The sequence below is a fragment of the Hydrogenobacter sp. genome (assembly GCA_041287335.1).
Lineage (GTDB): Bacteria > Aquificota > Aquificia > Aquificales > Aquificaceae > Hydrogenobacter.
On record JBEULM010000051.1, the window covers coordinates 1 to 15245 of the forward strand.

Sequence of the window (15245 nt, forward strand, 5' to 3'; positions counted from 1 at the left end):
TGTGGAGACCTACACCTCTTCATAGAGCGAGAAATCTGGAAGAGTACCTTCAAACACCTGCAAAGATCTTTTACAAAAATGAGAGTGTATCACCGCCGGGAAGCCACAAACCAAACACTGCTGTAGCTCAAGCCTATTACAACAAAATATCCGGTGTTAAAAAGCTCACCACGGAGACGGGCGCTGGTCAATGGGGGAGTTCTCTCGCTTTTGCTACACAGTTTTTTGGTCTTGAGTGCGAGGTTTACATGGTTAGGGTAAGCTACAATCAAAAACCCTTCAGAAGGATACTTATGGAAACATGGGGAGCAAGAGTAATCCCCTCTCCCAGCCCTTACACAAACTCAGGAAAGAGTTTCTATGAGGAAAACCCCGAACACCCTGGGAGTCTTGGCATAGCCATAAGTGAAGCTATAGAAAAAGCGGTAACTTCATCCAATACTAAATACTCACTTGGAAGTGTTCTCAATCATGTGCTTCTGCACCAAACTGTAATAGGTCTTGAAGCAAAAAAGCAGATGGAAAAGGCAGGATATTATCCTGATTACGTAATAGGTGCGGTTGGTGGAGGGAGTAACTTTGCAGGGCTTGCCTTTCCCTTCATAAAGGATAAGATCACGGGAGACAAACCCAACCTTGAGATCATAGCTGTAGAGCCAGAAGCATGTCCTACGCTGACAAAGGGTGAATACAGATACGATTACGGAGATACGGTGGGGCTTACACCACTTTTGAAGATGTACACCTTAGGACACAACTTTGTTCCACCACCCATACATGCAGGTGGTTTGAGATATCATGGAGATGCACCTCTGGTGTGTCTTCTCTACAATGAAGGCTACATATCCGCATACGCATACAAACAGAGAGCGGTTTTTGAAGCTGCACTTACTTTTGCAAGAACAGAAGGTATAGTTCCAGCTCCAGAAACGGCGCATGCAATAAGAAAGGCTATAGATGTCGCTTTAGAGTGTAAAAAAACCGGTGAGGAAAAAGTTATACTCTTTAACTTTTCGGGACATGGCTACTTTGACCTTTCAGCTTACGATATGTACCTAAGGGGCGAACTGCCAGACACTTAATCGTCCCAGTCTCTCCAGTGTTTCCAATGCTTGTGCTTGTGAATGATGATAACCCTCTCTACAGGAGCGTAATTAACTGGCGGAGGATAATACGGGCGGTAGATAACGGGTCTTTCTACGTAAACCACTCTATCCGGACAGTAATAAGGGACTCCCAGATTCAAACCTACCGAAAAAAATACCCTATCGTGTGCATTTGAGATGCCAATAAGTCCTGAAGTTAATAAAATGGAAAGTATAAACTTCCTCATGCCTTTTACCTCCTTGCTTTTGAATTTACATTCCGTATATGAACAGAGGATGAAAGTTGAAGAGCAAATAAAAAACGGTTATAATTTTCTAAGTATCCGGGGTAGCTCAACAGGCAGAGCGGGTGGCTGTTAACCACCTGGTTGGGGGTTCGAGTCCCTCCCCCGGAGCCAAAAAGGTAAAAGATGATAGAAATAAGGGGATTAACGCTACCTGTCGTAGTAATAAAGGTGAAGGAGAAACTTAGCCCTCAAGAAGTGATAGGATACATAAACGAGAGGCTCTCCTCCAAACTTTTCAACGGTAGCTATTTTTTGTTAGATGGCGGGGGGTTTTTAAATGAGGAAGATCTTTCACAGATAGAAAATTTTTTAAGCTCTAAAAATATAAGGAGCGTAAAGAAGCTCAATTTAGATACGGGTGAGAGGGAAAAAGGCAGGCTTCTTGTGGTTCAGAGACATCTCAGGTCAGGTCAGAAAGTGGAACACAACGGTGACATACTCATCCTTGGAAATGTCAATAAAGATGCACAAGTTATAGCCAGTGGAAATATTATAGTTATGGGGAAACTCAGAGGAATTGCCGTGGCAGGTGCCTTGGGAGACGAAAGTGCAGTAGTTGTTGCCCTTCAAATGGAACCTCAGCAAATAAGGATAGGTAGGAAGGTTGCCATATCCAGCGATGAAGATAGAAGGTCACCCGGTTATCCGGAGGTTGCAAAAATTGAGAATGATACAATAGTTTTAGAGAAGGTGAAAGGATGACAAAGATATACGTTGTTACATCGGGGAAAGGTGGTGTAGGAAAAACAACGGTTACAGCAAATTTGAGTGTCGCCCTTGCCAAACTTGGCAAAAAGGTGTTGGCAGTGGATGCGGACATAGGATTGAGGAATCTTGATATGATACTTGGGCTTGAAAATAGAATAGTTTACGATGTACTGGATGTACTTGAAGGGAGAGTTGAGTTTTCTAAAGCGCTTGTCAAAGATAAGAGGGGAATAACTCTGTGGCTTCTCCCGGCAAATCAAACCAAGAACAAGGACGCTGTTGATAAAGATAGATGGGTAAAACTTCTTGAGGATATAAAATCATCGCAAGAATATGATTATGTGTTTATAGACTCACCGGCGGGTATAGAGCAAGGATTTCAAATAGCCGTACTTCCAGCTGATACAGCGCTTGTGGTGGTAAATCCCGAGGTTTCCTCTGTAAGAGATGCTGATAGGATAATAGGACTGCTTGAAAACATGGGTAAGAAGGATTACTTTTTGGTTGTGAATCGCGTAAGATGGGATGCCATAAAAAAGGGTGAGATGCTCTCCGTTGAAGATATAGTAGATATACTTAAGGCACCTCTCCTTGGTGTCATACCGGAAGAGCCAAAGCTTGTGGATTTCACAAACAGAGGGGAACCCATAGTTCTTGATAACAGTTATGGTGCTTCAAAAGCCATTTTAGACATGGCAAGGAGGATACTTGGAGAAGATGTGCCAATGATGTATCACGGGGAGAAGAAGAGCTTCTTAGAAAAGCTGTTCGGGAGGTAAGGTTTGTTTGACTTTCTGTTTGGCAGGGGAAAGAGCAGGGATGAGGCTGTAAGGAGACTTACTTTGGTGCTGGCTTACGAAAGGAGGGGACTGCCACCCAATTTTGTGGAAAAGCTCCGCGACGATCTCGTCTCGGTTTTCTCCAAGTATCCTCAGTTTGAGGTAAGAAGGATAGAGGTAGACATAAGGAGGGAAAAGGAGGGTTTTGATGAACTTTGGATCAGTATACCTTTCAAAAGCTAAACATGGTAAGACTTTTGCTCGATCTGGATGGTGTCCTTGTTAAGGATAAGGCTTTAAATCCCTTTCCTGATACAGTAGAGTTTCTAAGGTTTCTCAGCGACACTGGACTCCCTTTCAAGGTAGTTTCCAACAATTCCACAAGACCCCCTGAGGAGATACTTCAAGAGCTAAAAATCAAGGGCGTGAATCTAAGTAAAGAGAGGCTCGTTACACCCCTCAGCGTGCTTCCCAATTATCTCAGGGAAAAAGGCTTGTTTCATATATTCGTGATAGGTACTCCGTCGCTAAAGTCTTATCTTGAAAGGGAAGGCTTTCATGCAATTGAAAATCATAATGTTCAAGCAGTTGTAATAGGACAGGATAGATCGCTGGATTTTAGAAAGATAAAGGTGGCAACTTCGGCAATATTTCTATCAGATGCGGAGATAGTACCTGTAAACTTGAGTAGAATCGTAAAGGATGATGATGGTCTCTATTTTCCCGGTGCGGGATCAATAACACAGATGCTTCTCCATGCATGTAACTACAACAGGGAGGTGCCGAATCTCGGTAAACCTTCAAAAGAGTTTATAAATTACGCCCTTAGGGATATGCCAGAAGGAGAAACCTTTCTCGTAAGCGACGATATATATACGGATCTTATAGGGGCAAAGGATCTCGGTATAAACACAGTCTTTATGACTACAGGAAAATATAAAAGAGAAGAGCTTTTGAAAACAGATTTCCGTCCTGACTTTGTCTTTGAAAGTCTCAAAGATTTCGGAAGCTTTTTAAAAACTTTCCTAAGATAGCAAGAAATGACCACATGTCTTTGGGTACTGTCACCCTTGGCAGGAGATATGTGTCATCTTGAGGCTTTACTAATCTCTTTTCTGTGGTGAAGGCAGATATAAACCTTTTGGAAAGCTCTTTTCTTAAAAAGATGTCATAATCACCAAAGGGATAAGCCGAGTGTAAAATCTTCTCTCCTGTAATAGCTTCAAGCTCACTAAGAGATTCTTCTACTTCCCTTATAGTCCTTGCCATTCTTTCTTCTTCTTTCTCAAATTCCAAAAGCTTATCAAACCTACTTAACAGGTCATTTTTTAACTCCCTTTTCCAACCTGACATCTTAAAAAAGTCCTTATTTAGACTCTTCAAAAAGGCTTTCACTTCTTCTTTCAGCTTACCCTTCCTCACCGAAAGAGAGCCTCTCATAGGGAATATAGGAAATCCCATCTTTGGTTCTTCGGCGTAGGCGTGATATAAAGACCAGTGAAAATTCTTTCCATCACACAGATCCAACAGTTTCTCTTCATAGAAATCTTTAGTGTGGTACTTGGAGTGCCAACCGATATCAAAGACATCTTTCATGCTTAAAAGCTCCTCCTGTGTCAAAAAGTCATCACTTTTACCATATTTGAGAAATTCGTAATTGGCTTCCCACATATTTTTAGGATCGTATAGTTCACGAAGAGATACCTCTCCCTTCCAGTAATCCTCAAGATTCTTTCTTTTCCTTTCAATCCTTAGTATCCTTGAAGAAGCAATGAAAAGGGTAGCCTTTAGCTTATGCTTTTTTAGAATTGGATAGGCATAGATGTAGTTATCCGCATAACCGTCATCAAAGGTTATGGCGACAGATGGTGATTCTGGAAACTTACCGATCCTGAAATATTCTATTACATCGTCAAGAGTGATCAATCTGAAGAACCTTTTGAGTATATAAAGCTGTATATCAAAAGTCTTCCACCACAGATCAAAGGTTGGGTACTTGACAACTTTATGATAAAGCAAAATCAGTATCAAGAAAGTAACCTCTCAAAGAGTTTTTCGTATCCGTCTGCGGTTTTGTTTATAGAAAAGTCCTGTGCAGTTTTTATAGCCTCTTTGGATATTCTAATCAGATCCCCCTCAGTAAGCGAAATTACTTGCATCATCTTTCTTAAAAGTCCATCAAAATCACCTACATCCACCAAAAATCCGTTCTTTCCATCTTTTATCGCTTTCTCTATACCACCTGCTTTTGTTGATATGACAACCTTACCGCAAGCCATAGCTTGCAAAAGCGCATTAGATATACCCTCAAGGTAAGAGGAAAGCACAAAAAAGTCAGCCATGTTGAGAAGCTCATCCACATCTTCTCTAAAACCGAGAGCCAAGGATTTACTTTCTATACCGTACTTTCTTAAAAGCTCAGGCGCATAAATATCCGTATCAATACCCACAAGGACTAAATAACACTCATCACATTTAAGTTTAGAAAATGTCTCAATAAGTCTGTCTTGTCCCTTCACCTTTGGGTTCCAATTTGCAACATTTATAAACACCTTTGCATCTGGTGGGATATGGAGTTTACTCCTCACGATCTCCCTTATCGTAGGATCTGGTCTAAAGCGTTCAGTGTCTATACCGCTTTCTACAACAAAAACCTTTTCTGCGGGAAACCCCACGTTTAGAAGCTCCTCCTTTATGGTGGACGATACCACAACGAGAGCATCAGCATAGGCATACTTAAATTTTAGAGACATTATGTTCGGTATCCTACCAGATCTTTTTACAGCTACCAACTTAGGTCTCTTACTTAGAAAGGGATAAACCAATCTCACAAAGTCAAAGGCGTGCGGTGAATTTGCAATTACCACATCAAAATCCCCATTTTTTATTATCTTCCAAAGTCTGTAGTAATTGGCTAAGCTGAATCTTGAAAGCTTACTGTGATGTTCAAAAAAGTGAAATTTTACACCGTAAGGTGTTAGCTTTTCCACCATTTTTCCATACTCAAAGGCTAAGGCTAAATGCACATCCATACCTCTTTTCGCAAGCTCTTTTGCAAGGAGGTAAACCTGTTCTTTTGTACCACCCCAGCCTATCCCGTCAATTACCGAAAGAATGCGCATCGGAAATTATCTTTATAAAGCTTTTCTTTTTCAGACTTTCAATAAGCTCCCTCCTCCTTTCCTCAAGCTTTTTAGTAAAAAGCTCTTTTTTTAGCTCTTCCTCAGGAGTACCGCTGTATGTTTCCCTCTGATCTTTCACATATGCTAAATAAATGTGTTCATTATCTTCAGAGATAACAAGGTTTCCTGGGCTTGTCCTCCATACTTCCTTATCTAAGGGTTCAACGAGATCGCCTTTTTCTACGCTGAGGCTTTCCAGATTAGATCCAAGAGCTTTTGCAATTTCAGACAGCGTCTTTTTTTCCTCCATAAGCTTCAGCACTTTATCCCCATCCTTTTTGTCAAGTACAAGCAGATCTATATCCCTTTTAATTTTTACTTCCCCTCTTTTTAACTTTTCAAGTTCTATGTCAAGATCGGAGATTTTTATCTCCTTGGAAAGGTAAGCATTAAGTCCTTGGGTAGAAAGAAGCTCCTTTTCAAGGAATCCTTTTAGATCTTCTATGGTAAGACCTTCTTTTGAAAGCTCTTTCGCAAGCCCATCAATGTCCGTATTGTTAGCTTTTGCTATGTCCATAATAGCAGTGTTTATGTATTCCTCAGGGACATGCCCTCCTTTGTTTTCTAAAAATTGTGCGAGAATATACATGTCAACTATTTTTTTTATTACTTCTTTCTTGTCAGTGGTGTTGTAAAAAAGTTCTCCCAACTTTACATCACTCTCAAGTACAGGCTCACCGTTTACAGACGCAACAACCCTATCAACGAGTTTCAGCGCAAAGGTAGGAAGTATCAGAGTTGCCAAAAGAAGAATTCCACACGATACTCTTTTAAAACCTTTTGAAACCATTCTTTAAACACCTCCTGTCTTTTTTCTTTCAGAAGTTTCTCCCTGACTAAAGGCTTTGCCTCTTCAAGGGGAAGGATGCCTCCTCCTCTTCTGTCAATTATTTTAAGTATCAGGTAACCGCTACCCGTATCTATAGGCTTTGATACCTTCCCGACGTCGTAGGGATATAACTGCTCTTTAACTATCTCTGGAAGAGTTTGGATGGAGTACCACATAGGTTTTCCTTCTTTAATGGAATTCATTCCCTCAAGACTTCCCGACCCTGTCAGTAAACGGTAATAAGCCTCATTTGCGGTATCAAGATCATCCGCCAAAATCCTCATCACAAGCACTTGAGCGGGTAGTTTAAAGTCTCTTAAATTAAGATAGTAATATGCGATAACTTCTTTATCACCGACTTCTATGTTCCTGGCTATAGTATTTATGATCTTGTTAGTTAAAAGTTCCGTTCTCACAAAATTTTTGACCGTTTCACTTATAGAGTTACTTCCTATGTTTTTTGATATATAATCTCTCAATTCAGATTCTCTCACATTTATCCCCATTTTCTTAGCTTCTTGTTGTATTATTTGGCTTCTCACATACTCCACAAGAAATTCTTGCATATCCTTTTTTGTAGCATGAGTTATCGGCATATGTATGATCTCACGCCAATAAGCATTAAAGGCATCTATTAGCTCCTCTTTTGTGATGGCTTTCTGGTTTATTTTTGCGACTATGCTGGCATAAGAAAAACCAAACAGCACAAAACACGCTGTTATTATAAAACGAAACAGCATCATACCACAATTATAGATAATGTCATAAATCATTGCAATATCCTCATATCGGTTTATAATCACAACTATGTTTAGCATATTGAAAAAAAAGCCTATGGATAAACTCTCTGAGGTACTTGGCAAGAACAAGGTAAACACATCCATAGTGGAAAGAAAGTTATACTCCTACGATGCTACACCCATACCCGTGGAGAGATCCATCCCTTCTGCGGTAGTGTTTCCAGAAAATCAGGAGGATGTTCAAAAACTTGTTGAGATCTGTTATCAAGAGGATATACCTATCTTTCCAAGGGGTGCAGGCTCAGGTCTAACGGGAGGTGCGGTTCCTACGACTGAAAAGGGTGTGGTTGTTTCCTTTGAGAAAATGAAGAAATTCAGTGTGGATGTGGATAACGCTACAGCTACCGTAGAGCCTGGTGTTATTACTCACGACTTTCAACAGTATGTAGAAAAACTCGGACTTTTTTATCCACCGGATCCTTCCTCTTTTAGGTATTCCACAATAGGTGGAAATATAGCTGAAAATGCCGGAGGTCCAAGATGTCTAAAATATGGCGTTACGCGAGAATATGTACTTGGTATCACAGCGGTGATAAAAGAGGGCAAGGTCTTAAAGACGGGCAATCCAGTTATAAAAGATGTGGCAGGTTACGATATTACCAAGTTTTTTGTTGGTTCTGAAGGGACTCTTGGACTCATAACTTCAGCAACCCTTAAGCTTATCCCCAAACCTAGGGCAAGGGCAACCGCTCTGGTATTATTTGACAGATTGGAAGATGTAGGAAAGGCTGTTACGAGGATCATGACTTCTGGTGTGTTTCCATCAGCTCTTGAATTTATGGATGCTGATGCCATAAGAGCTGTTGAAGATCATAAGCCTGTTGGACTTCCTAAAGATGTATCCGCACTTTTACTCATAGAGCTGGACGGTTCTCCCCAAAGCGTAAAGGAAGATCTTGATCTTGTTGAAGGGCTCCTTAAACAGATGGGACTCAGAGTTAAAGTTGCTGAAGATGAAGCATCTGCAGAAAAGCTTTGGATGGCTCGTAAAAATCTCGGACCTGCGCTCGCTAACCTAAAAACCGGCAAAATAAACGAAGACATAGTTTTCCCGAGAATTTATCTCTCCGAAGCTATACCTAAATTGAGGGATGTAGCCAGAAAGTATGATCTCCTTATGGTCATTTTTGGGCATATAGGTGACGGAAATCTGCATGTTAATCTTCTTTATGACAAGAAAAATCGCGATGAAGAAGAGAGAGCGGAAAGGGCTGTTGATGAGATCTTTCACCTTGCACTTTCTTATAAAGGATCAATAACTGGAGAACATGGCGTAGGACTCACCAAAAGAAAGTTCCTAAAATGGCAACTGGGTGATGTAGGTGTGGAAGTAATGAGAGATATAAAGTCTGTTTTTGATCCGAAAAACCTGTTCAATCCTGGAAAACTCTTCACGGAAGATTAACACAATGAAGGCCCCGCCTCAAGAGTGGTAGGGTTGAAATGACCCGAACTTATGCCTCCGATGAAGCAGTCCGCTCCATATTCTACGAAGATGGAGTTATTCACAGTAATCCTCTCCTTTTTAAAGCATCTTCGTAGATCCTTCTGTAGAGATGATTCCACTCAGGCGTACCTTCCACTATCCTTCTGGAGTAAGATTTTATCCTCTCCCTAACTTCCCTGTCTATTTCCTCTTCTTCTTTCACCGCATCCATGAGTATCTGTCTTATCCTGTTTCTTATGTGGTGAGGTTCTTCATATATCTCAACGCTCTCTTCAGCCATTATAAGGTCCTTTATCATGTTAGCTATCTGGTTCATCCTCTCTCTCCTACTTGTGTGTATATTCATCTCCTCAGCCAGTTTTGCTCTCACGGCTCTGTATGCTGTTCTGTAATCAAGACTTGATTCTTCAAGCAGATCAAGCCTCTCTTTTAAAACCTCTTTTGTCTTTTCATCAAGCATCCTCTCTTCTTCTTCAGCCTCTTTAAAAACCGCAAGTATTTTCTTTTTAAAGGTATAGGGATCTTCCACTTCTATAACCCTTTCATCCCCCAACTCCTTTATAATTCTGTCAGCTATCCGCTCCATAAGTTTTTCCGGCAACCTCATAAAAGCCTCCTGAGATGTTTATTATATCACAGGAATTTGCAAAGGATATCTTTTACTTCGTCTGTATATTCACCATCGTCTCTATTTATTATTAATGGTTTTTCAATTGTTGCATATCCCTTACTATTCTTTACACCATATATATGCAAAAATTTACCATCTTTTTTCATTTTAGGATAAAAGATACGTAGAGTAATAGGATTTATATTGTTATTTTTTAAGGTTAAAATAGCCTCAACCCATCTAAAAGCTGTATAAAGTAAATTCACTTTACCACCATCTTTCAGAAGATATTTTGTAGCTTTAAGGAAGTCTGTAAGCTGTGTATCACCTTCAAAATGGAAAGTGTTATTTTTACATCCATAAGTCCTTGGATAAAAAGGAGGATTCAGTAAAACATTATCAAAATGATTCTTTTGCATAAACTTGTCCACGAAACGTATGTCCCCTTCTACAACGTGTACTTTGTCGGTAAGATCATTTATGCGGACGTTGTAAAGGAGAAGTTCAAGCATACTTTCGTCCCTTTCAACAGCCCATACTTCACAACCATACTTTAAAGATGCCAGAATGGAAAGTGTCCCAAAGCCTGCGCCTAAATCAACTACTTTGCTTTTTCTACCGATACCTTTCACATTTGATAGAAAAAGTATTTCCGTTACAGATAGCCTATGTTTTTTAGGCTGTTTAAACTTTACTTTACCGCCGAAAAAGGTAAACTCTTTAACTTCCAAATCTTTCAAGTATTTCAAGAAGGGTTCGCGCTCTATCCCTTACTCTTTCCCACTCCTGAATCTCTTCCATGGTTTGTGCTGTAGCAAGCTTTTTGACAGCTCGATCAAACAATTCCTTTTCCTTTCCTGCATCAATCTCACCTACAGTATAGGCTTCTTCAGCGAGGATTATCACCCTCTCAGGTGTTATGTCCACAAACCCGTATGTCACCGCTATTCCATCTTTTTGATTTCCATCAAAGTAAACAAGCCCCGGCTTTAACAGCGTCATAAGATACATATGCCTTTCCAAAACACCTATCTCTCCCTCCTGTGTAGGTATATTTACCAAATTTACCTGGCGTGAGAAGGCAATACCTTGAGGTGTAACTATCTCTACGCTTATCATGGATCATTATTATAACATGACTCAAATTACGCGTTATAATGTTTACTCATGAAAAGGGGTTTTACTTTAATTGAAATACTCATAGTGGTCATTATAATAGGGCTTCTTGCCGCTCTGGTAGCTCCGAGATTGGTAGGTAAACTCACCGAGTCAAAAGAGAAGATAGCAAGGCAACAAATAGCTATGCTTTCAACCGCTGTTGATCTGTTTAGGGCTGATGTAGGTAGATACCCAACAACTCAGGAAGGATTGGAAGCTCTCATAAAGAAGCCTGAAGGTATTCCCGATAATCTCTGGAAAGGTCCGTACGTTAAGGGCAACAAGCTACCACTTGATCCGTGGGGGAATCCTTACCACTACTTTGGTCCAGACGATCCAAAGACTAAAGAAAAAGGCGTAGATTATCTTATCATTTCTTACGGTTCTGACGGTAAAGAAGGGGGAGAAGGAGAAGCAAAGGATATATCAAACGCAGATTAATTTATGAAGCTCTTTATAAACGCAACTCACTTTTACGATAAACCAAGCGGTTTAGGAGTTTATACACAGAACTTAGTAAGAGCTTTGCTTAAAAGATACAGCAACGTAAAAGTTTTTACTGGTAATAGGAATATAGAGGTATCTGATCTTCACTCCTTAGTAATAACACCACGATGTATAAATCCAAGAAAAGGTACGTTCGGTCATCTTTTGCGCCTTTTATGGGAGCACAGTTTTCTTTGGATAAATACAATAAAAGAAAGACCCGATATACTGTTTTCAACCGTTCATGAAGGTATCGCACTTCCAATAATTAAGACAAAACAGATAATCACAATACACGACCTAATTGCTCTAAGATTTCCTCACTACTTTAAGAGATTAAAGTATTACTTTACCTATTTTCTGCCAGCAATTGTAGAAAATTCTTATGCAATTGTATGCGTATCAGAAAGCACGAAAAAAGACTTACTTACCTATTACAAACCAGATAAACAGATCTATGTTGTGTACCCAGGTTATGATAAAAGGATCTTCTTCCCAAGAAAGAGGGAAAAATTTAAGAGTTTTGGTAGATATATACTTTTCGTAGGAGATATGAGACCTCACAAAAATCTTGAGAGATTGATCCAAGCCATAAGCAAGTTAAGGCATCTGAATTTTAAACTGCTGATAGCTGGTAAGAAAGATGAGCGTTTTTATCCTGCGCTGGAAAAAATAGTTAAAGATCACAGGATAGAGAATAGGATCGTATTTTTGGATTACGTGCCACTTGAAGAACTACCACACATTTACTCATGCGCTGAAGCCTTTGTATTTCCATCCCTTTACGAAGGTTTTGGTCTTCCATTGATTGAATCTATGGCTTGTGGTTGTCCTGTTATAACTTCAGATATTCCACCCATCAGGGAGGTATGCGGTGATAGTGTCTACTATGTGGACCCTTACGATACGGAAAGTATAGCGGGCGCAATTTATCGCATACTCACTGATCCCCTACTAAGAGAAAATCTCCGTATTAGAGGAATAGATCGTGCAAAAGCCTTCTCTTGGGAGAGATCGGCCGATGAGCATGTCAAGATCTTTGAGGAGGTGATGAAAGGGAATTTTCAACAAAAGCTTTAAATTTTTCCCTGAAAACTTCTCTCCTGAACCTTTCTGCATTAAGTCTTATTACCTCAGGCGAAAATTTGCTTTCCGATCTTTCAAAATCTTTTATAGCTCTCAGAAGTTCAGTTTGGCTTTGTTCCCAAAAAAGTATCCCCGTTTTTCTATCTACAACCACCTCATTTGCACCACCTCGTCCGTAAGCTATAACAGGTACACCGCAAGCTTGAGCTTCTACCATAGCCATACCAAAATCCTCTTCAGCCATATAAATAAATGCTTTCGCTTTCATCAGGTATAACTTAAGCTCTTCTCTATTCACATAACCGAGAAATTCTACGTTCTTGCTGGCATCTTTTTTTAGTCTTTCGTAATCTGGTCCATCCCCTATTACGAGAAGTTTCCTATCTTTTATGGAGGAAAAAGTACTCACTATAATATCAATCCTCTTGTAAGGCACAAGCCTTGACACTGTTATGTAATAATCTTCCCTGTCTTTACTTACATTGAAGAATTCTACATCAATAGGTGGGTATATAACTTCAGCGCTCCTCCCATAGATTTTCCTTATGCGCTCTGCTACAGATAGCGAATTAGCTATGAAGTGATCAACTCTCTGTGAACTCGCATAATCCCACATCCTTATATAGTGAAGGAAAATCTTGGCAAGAAAACCTCTCACACCTCTGTCAAGGCGCAGCTGTCTGATGTACTGATGATACAGATCCCACGCGTATCTTATAGGTGTGTGACAGTAACATATATGAACTTGTCGGGAGTGCCTGAGAACACCTTTAGCTACAGCGTGCGAGGAAGATATTATAACATCGTATTGCGAGAGATCAAATTGCTCCACCGCGAGAGGAAAAAGAGGAAGGTAGTATCTGTAGTACTTTTTTGAGAAAGGGAGCTTTTGTATGAAGGATGTGTAAATTTCGGCATTTTTTAGGGGTTCTTTAAGAGATCCCGTGCCGTTACACAAAAGCGTGTATATAGGCGATGGGTAAAGTCTGTATATTTCCTCAAGCACTATTTCAGCACCACCGTACGATACAAGCCAGTCATGAACTATAGCACTTTTCATACACCTGCTTAGTATTATATCCCATATATATGTTAATATAATATCAAAAGAATTTCACACCATAGCTTATAAATGCTGTTTTTCAACGTATAAAGGAATATATGATTTTTATTATAAAAATTGTTCATATCATTGTAAATCAAGAATAAAGAAGCGATCATCTGTTAATATAATGTCATTTTGTTAGATCGTTGAAATACAAGCTTTATAATAGAATTTCACATCTATAAAATTTTCTCGCAAAATCAATGAGTTATGAACCAAGAATTTCACAGGAATTCCACATCTTCTTCACACCCTTTAATGGATCGCAAAAGCTCGTTTTCATAAACTATTGAAAATGCGTACTTTTTTATAAAAAGATCTTCACATAGTGCTACACATTGATATTTAAGCTCCAAAATAGAATTTCACATGTAAAATCATAAGCCATTGATCTTACGTTACATTTTTTAAATTAATTGATCTTACGGAATCAATGATTACAAGCATGGGGTGTGAAAAGGTGTGAATGAAAATTATAAGTTATTGATCTTACGTTACATTTTTCGGACAAACGAGCACTACAGAATCAATAACTTCAAATATGGGGTGTGAAATTCTTTTTACCAGATTGAGTAATATCAATGACTTGAGCTTTTCCGCGCCCTTGAGGTATTCTTTTATTATTATTATAAAAAAGAAAGAATAATAAGAAGACTAAGATGGAGATGCTAAATACACTTGCAAAGGAACTCAACGCTAAGGTTGTTCAAACGCACGCAAGCTGGGTACTTATTTTGGAAGACGTGGTCTATAAAATAAAAAAGCCTGTTAATTTTGGTTTTCTCGATTATTCTACACTTGAGAAGAGAAGAGAAAACTGCGAGAAAGAGGTACTTTTGAATAAGAGGCTTTGCGAAAACATCTACTTAGGTGTCGTGCCTATAAGCTATGTATTCGGTTCTTTTCGTATAGAAGATGAAAGTAATGTGGTGGAATATGCGGTAAAGATGAAAAGGATACCCCAAGAGAGGCTATTGTTAAATATGCTTGACAATGTATCAGAAGAGGATATGAAAAGGATAGCAAGACGCATAGCTATATTCCATTCTATGGCTGAAAGGAAGGACGAATTTGGAAAACTTGAGGTTATAAAGTACAATACAGACGAAAATTTTGAACAAACGCAAAAGTATGTTGGAATAACTATAGATGAAGCAGACTACAGATTCATAAAGGAAAAAACGGAAGCTTTCTATAAAAAATACACTCATCTATTTGAAAAAAGGATAAAAGACGGTAAGATAAGGGATGGACATGGGGATATTAGGCTTGAGCATGTAGCACTTTTGGAAGAAGGTATATGCGTGTTTGATTGTATAGAGTTTAACGAACGTTTTAGATGTGGTGATGTTATAAACGACATGTGTTTTCTCTCTATGGAGCTTGACTTTTATGGTAGGAAAAATTTATCCCTGGCTTATGAAGAAGAATACAAGAGGCTTTCAATGGATGAAGAATTTGACATATTCTTACCTTTCTTTAAGTGTTACAGAGCTTATGTTAGAGGAAAAGTAAACAGTTTCCTCTTGGACGATCCCTATTACCCATCAAAAGAATCGGCTACTGTCTTGGCAAAAAAACTCTTTAAGCTGAGCACTTTTTATGCACAGCTCATACCTACTTGACTTTTATTTAATTGAGAATTATTATCATTAAAGGAGG

Annotated in this window: 18 protein-coding genes and 1 tRNA gene; 10 read left to right on the forward strand and 9 right to left on the reverse strand. The window is 39.3% G+C overall.

Features of this window, described 5'->3' with window-relative positions; all coding sequences use genetic code 11:
- The coding region (locus tag ABWK04_07500; GenBank protein ID MEZ0361718.1) for a TrpB-like pyridoxal phosphate-dependent enzyme at nucleotides 1–1082 on the forward strand (1082 nt) is incomplete at its 5' end.
- On the opposite strand, the gene ABWK04_07505 is transcribed toward ABWK04_07500, so the two are convergent.
- Nucleotides 1079–1333, reverse strand: a complete 255-nt coding sequence (locus ABWK04_07505) for a hypothetical protein (protein MEZ0361719.1) — start codon at nucleotides 1331–1333, stop codon at nucleotides 1079–1081. The genes ABWK04_07500 and ABWK04_07505 overlap by 4 nt on opposite strands.
- Nucleotides 1334–1428: 95 nt before the next feature.
- Between ABWK04_07505 and ABWK04_07510 the strand changes: the two genes are divergently transcribed.
- The 5 genes from ABWK04_07510 to ABWK04_07530 all read left to right on the forward strand — a co-directional run bounded on the left by ABWK04_07510 (nucleotide 1429) and on the right by ABWK04_07530 (nucleotide 3914).
- Nucleotides 1429–1504, forward strand: a tRNA-Asn gene (locus ABWK04_07510).
- A 12-nt stretch (nucleotides 1505–1516) separates the two neighbouring features.
- Nucleotides 1517–2095 (forward strand): septum site-determining protein MinC, encoded by a 579-nt coding sequence (minC, locus tag ABWK04_07515; GenBank protein ID MEZ0361720.1) that lies wholly within the window; start codon nucleotides 1517–1519, stop codon nucleotides 2093–2095.
- Nucleotides 2092–2880: a septum site-determining protein MinD gene (minD, locus tag ABWK04_07520; protein MEZ0361721.1), complete on the forward strand. Its 789-nt coding sequence runs from the start codon at nucleotides 2092–2094 to the stop codon at nucleotides 2878–2880. Before minC ends, minD begins: the two co-directional genes overlap by 4 nt.
- A 3-nt stretch (nucleotides 2881–2883) precedes the next feature.
- The gene (minE, locus tag ABWK04_07525) at nucleotides 2884–3123 is read left to right on the forward strand and encodes a cell division topological specificity factor MinE (GenBank protein ID MEZ0361722.1); all 240 of its coding nucleotides are present in this window, start codon (nucleotides 2884–2886) and stop codon (nucleotides 3121–3123) included.
- On the forward strand, nucleotides 3096–3914 hold the full coding sequence (locus ABWK04_07530) for an HAD-IIA family hydrolase (protein ID MEZ0361723.1): 819 nt from the start codon (nucleotides 3096–3098) through the stop codon (nucleotides 3912–3914). Before minE ends, ABWK04_07530 begins: the two co-directional genes overlap by 28 nt.
- Here the strand turns inward: ABWK04_07530 and ABWK04_07535 are convergent.
- From ABWK04_07535 to ABWK04_07550, 4 genes are read right to left on the reverse strand one after another with little or no spacing between them, the layout of a single operon-like run.
- Nucleotides 3874–4911, reverse strand: coding sequence for a polysaccharide deacetylase family protein (locus tag ABWK04_07535; protein ID MEZ0361724.1), 1038 nt, complete (start codon nucleotides 4909–4911; stop codon nucleotides 3874–3876). The two genes, ABWK04_07530 and ABWK04_07535, sit on opposite strands and share 41 nt — an antisense overlap.
- Nucleotides 4908–6002: a glycosyltransferase family 4 protein gene (locus ABWK04_07540; GenBank protein ID MEZ0361725.1), complete on the reverse strand. Its 1095-nt coding sequence runs from the start codon at nucleotides 6000–6002 to the stop codon at nucleotides 4908–4910. The genes ABWK04_07535 and ABWK04_07540 overlap by 4 nt, the downstream gene beginning before the upstream one ends.
- The gene (locus ABWK04_07545; protein ID MEZ0361726.1) at nucleotides 5980–6852 is read right to left on the reverse strand and encodes a peptidylprolyl isomerase; all 873 of its coding nucleotides are present in this window, start codon (nucleotides 6850–6852) and stop codon (nucleotides 5980–5982) included. Before ABWK04_07545 ends, ABWK04_07540 begins: the two co-directional genes overlap by 23 nt.
- Complete coding sequence (locus tag ABWK04_07550; protein MEZ0361727.1) at nucleotides 6795–7634, reverse strand: peptidyl-prolyl cis-trans isomerase; 840 nt, start codon at nucleotides 7632–7634, stop codon at nucleotides 6795–6797. Before ABWK04_07550 ends, ABWK04_07545 begins: the two co-directional genes overlap by 58 nt.
- Nucleotides 7635–7698: 64 nt before the next feature.
- On the opposite strand from ABWK04_07550, the gene ABWK04_07555 reads away from it, so the two are divergent.
- The gene (locus tag ABWK04_07555) at nucleotides 7699–9096 is read left to right on the forward strand and encodes an FAD-linked oxidase C-terminal domain-containing protein (protein ID MEZ0361728.1); all 1398 of its coding nucleotides are present in this window, start codon (nucleotides 7699–7701) and stop codon (nucleotides 9094–9096) included.
- Nucleotides 9097–9196: 100 nt separating this feature from the next.
- Here the strand turns inward: ABWK04_07555 and ABWK04_07560 are convergent, their stop codons facing one another.
- From ABWK04_07560 to atpC, 3 genes are read right to left on the reverse strand one after another with little or no spacing between them, the layout of a single operon-like run.
- Nucleotides 9197–9745 carry a DUF507 family protein gene (locus ABWK04_07560; GenBank protein ID MEZ0361729.1) on the reverse strand — a complete coding sequence of 183 codons (549 nt, stop codon included), beginning with the start codon at nucleotides 9743–9745 and terminating at the stop codon, nucleotides 9197–9199.
- Nucleotides 9746–9771: 26 nt separating this feature from the next.
- On the reverse strand, nucleotides 9772–10497 hold the full coding sequence (locus ABWK04_07565) for a methyltransferase (GenBank protein MEZ0361730.1): 726 nt from the start codon (nucleotides 10495–10497) through the stop codon (nucleotides 9772–9774).
- The gene (atpC, locus tag ABWK04_07570; GenBank protein MEZ0361731.1) at nucleotides 10469–10867 is read right to left on the reverse strand and encodes an ATP synthase F1 subunit epsilon; all 399 of its coding nucleotides are present in this window, start codon (nucleotides 10865–10867) and stop codon (nucleotides 10469–10471) included. Before atpC ends, ABWK04_07565 begins: the two co-directional genes overlap by 29 nt.
- Nucleotides 10868–10915: 48 nt before the next feature.
- On the opposite strand from atpC, the gene gspG reads away from it, so the two are divergent.
- Both gspG and ABWK04_07580 read left to right on the forward strand, forming a co-directional pair.
- Nucleotides 10916–11347 (forward strand): type II secretion system major pseudopilin GspG, encoded by a 432-nt coding sequence (gene gspG / locus ABWK04_07575; GenBank protein ID MEZ0361732.1) that lies wholly within the window; start codon nucleotides 10916–10918, stop codon nucleotides 11345–11347.
- A 3-nt stretch (nucleotides 11348–11350) separates the two neighbouring features.
- Nucleotides 11351–12472, forward strand: coding sequence for a glycosyltransferase family 1 protein (locus tag ABWK04_07580; protein MEZ0361733.1), 1122 nt, complete (start codon nucleotides 11351–11353; stop codon nucleotides 12470–12472).
- Here the strand turns inward: ABWK04_07580 and ABWK04_07585 are convergent.
- Nucleotides 12423–13538, reverse strand: a complete 1116-nt coding sequence (locus ABWK04_07585) for a glycosyltransferase (GenBank protein ID MEZ0361734.1) — start codon at nucleotides 13536–13538, stop codon at nucleotides 12423–12425. The genes ABWK04_07580 and ABWK04_07585 overlap by 50 nt on opposite strands.
- Nucleotides 13539–14242: 704 nt before the next feature.
- Here ABWK04_07585 and ABWK04_07590 point away from each other — a divergent pair.
- The gene (locus ABWK04_07590; protein ID MEZ0361735.1) at nucleotides 14243–15208 is read left to right on the forward strand and encodes a gluconokinase; all 966 of its coding nucleotides are present in this window, start codon (nucleotides 14243–14245) and stop codon (nucleotides 15206–15208) included.
- Nucleotides 15209–15245: the final 37 nt, after the last annotated feature.

Excerpts from the sequence above, each read along its gene's own strand:
- ABWK04_07505 (MEZ0361719.1), bottom strand. The coding sequence starts at position 1,333 with ATGAGGAAGTTTATACTTTCCATTTTATTAACTTCAGGACTTATTGGC.
- minC (MEZ0361720.1), top strand. The coding sequence starts at position 1,517 with ATGATAGAAATAAGGGGATTAACGCTACCTGTCGTAGTAATAAAGGTG.
- minD (MEZ0361721.1), top strand. The coding sequence starts at position 2,092 with ATGACAAAGATATACGTTGTTACATCGGGGAAAGGTGGTGTAGGAAAA.
- ABWK04_07540 (MEZ0361725.1), bottom strand. The coding sequence starts at position 6,002 with ATGCGCATTCTTTCGGTAATTGACGGGATAGGCTGGGGTGGTACAAAA.
- ABWK04_07545 (MEZ0361726.1), bottom strand. The coding sequence starts at position 6,852 with ATGGTTTCAAAAGGTTTTAAAAGAGTATCGTGTGGAATTCTTCTTTTG.
- ABWK04_07550 (MEZ0361727.1), bottom strand. The coding sequence starts at position 7,634 with ATGATGCTGTTTCGTTTTATAATAACAGCGTGTTTTGTGCTGTTTGGT.
- ABWK04_07555 (MEZ0361728.1), top strand. The coding sequence starts at position 7,699 with ATGTTTAGCATATTGAAAAAAAAGCCTATGGATAAACTCTCTGAGGTA.
- ABWK04_07560 (MEZ0361729.1), bottom strand. The coding sequence starts at position 9,745 with ATGAGGTTGCCGGAAAAACTTATGGAGCGGATAGCTGACAGAATTATA.
- atpC (MEZ0361731.1), bottom strand. The coding sequence starts at position 10,867 with ATGATAAGCGTAGAGATAGTTACACCTCAAGGTATTGCCTTCTCACGC.
- gspG (MEZ0361732.1), top strand. The coding sequence starts at position 10,916 with ATGAAAAGGGGTTTTACTTTAATTGAAATACTCATAGTGGTCATTATA.
- ABWK04_07580 (MEZ0361733.1), top strand. The coding sequence starts at position 11,351 with ATGAAGCTCTTTATAAACGCAACTCACTTTTACGATAAACCAAGCGGT.
- ABWK04_07585 (MEZ0361734.1), bottom strand. The coding sequence starts at position 13,538 with ATGAAAAGTGCTATAGTTCATGACTGGCTTGTATCGTACGGTGGTGCT.
- ABWK04_07590 (MEZ0361735.1), top strand. The coding sequence starts at position 14,243 with ATGGAGATGCTAAATACACTTGCAAAGGAACTCAACGCTAAGGTTGTT.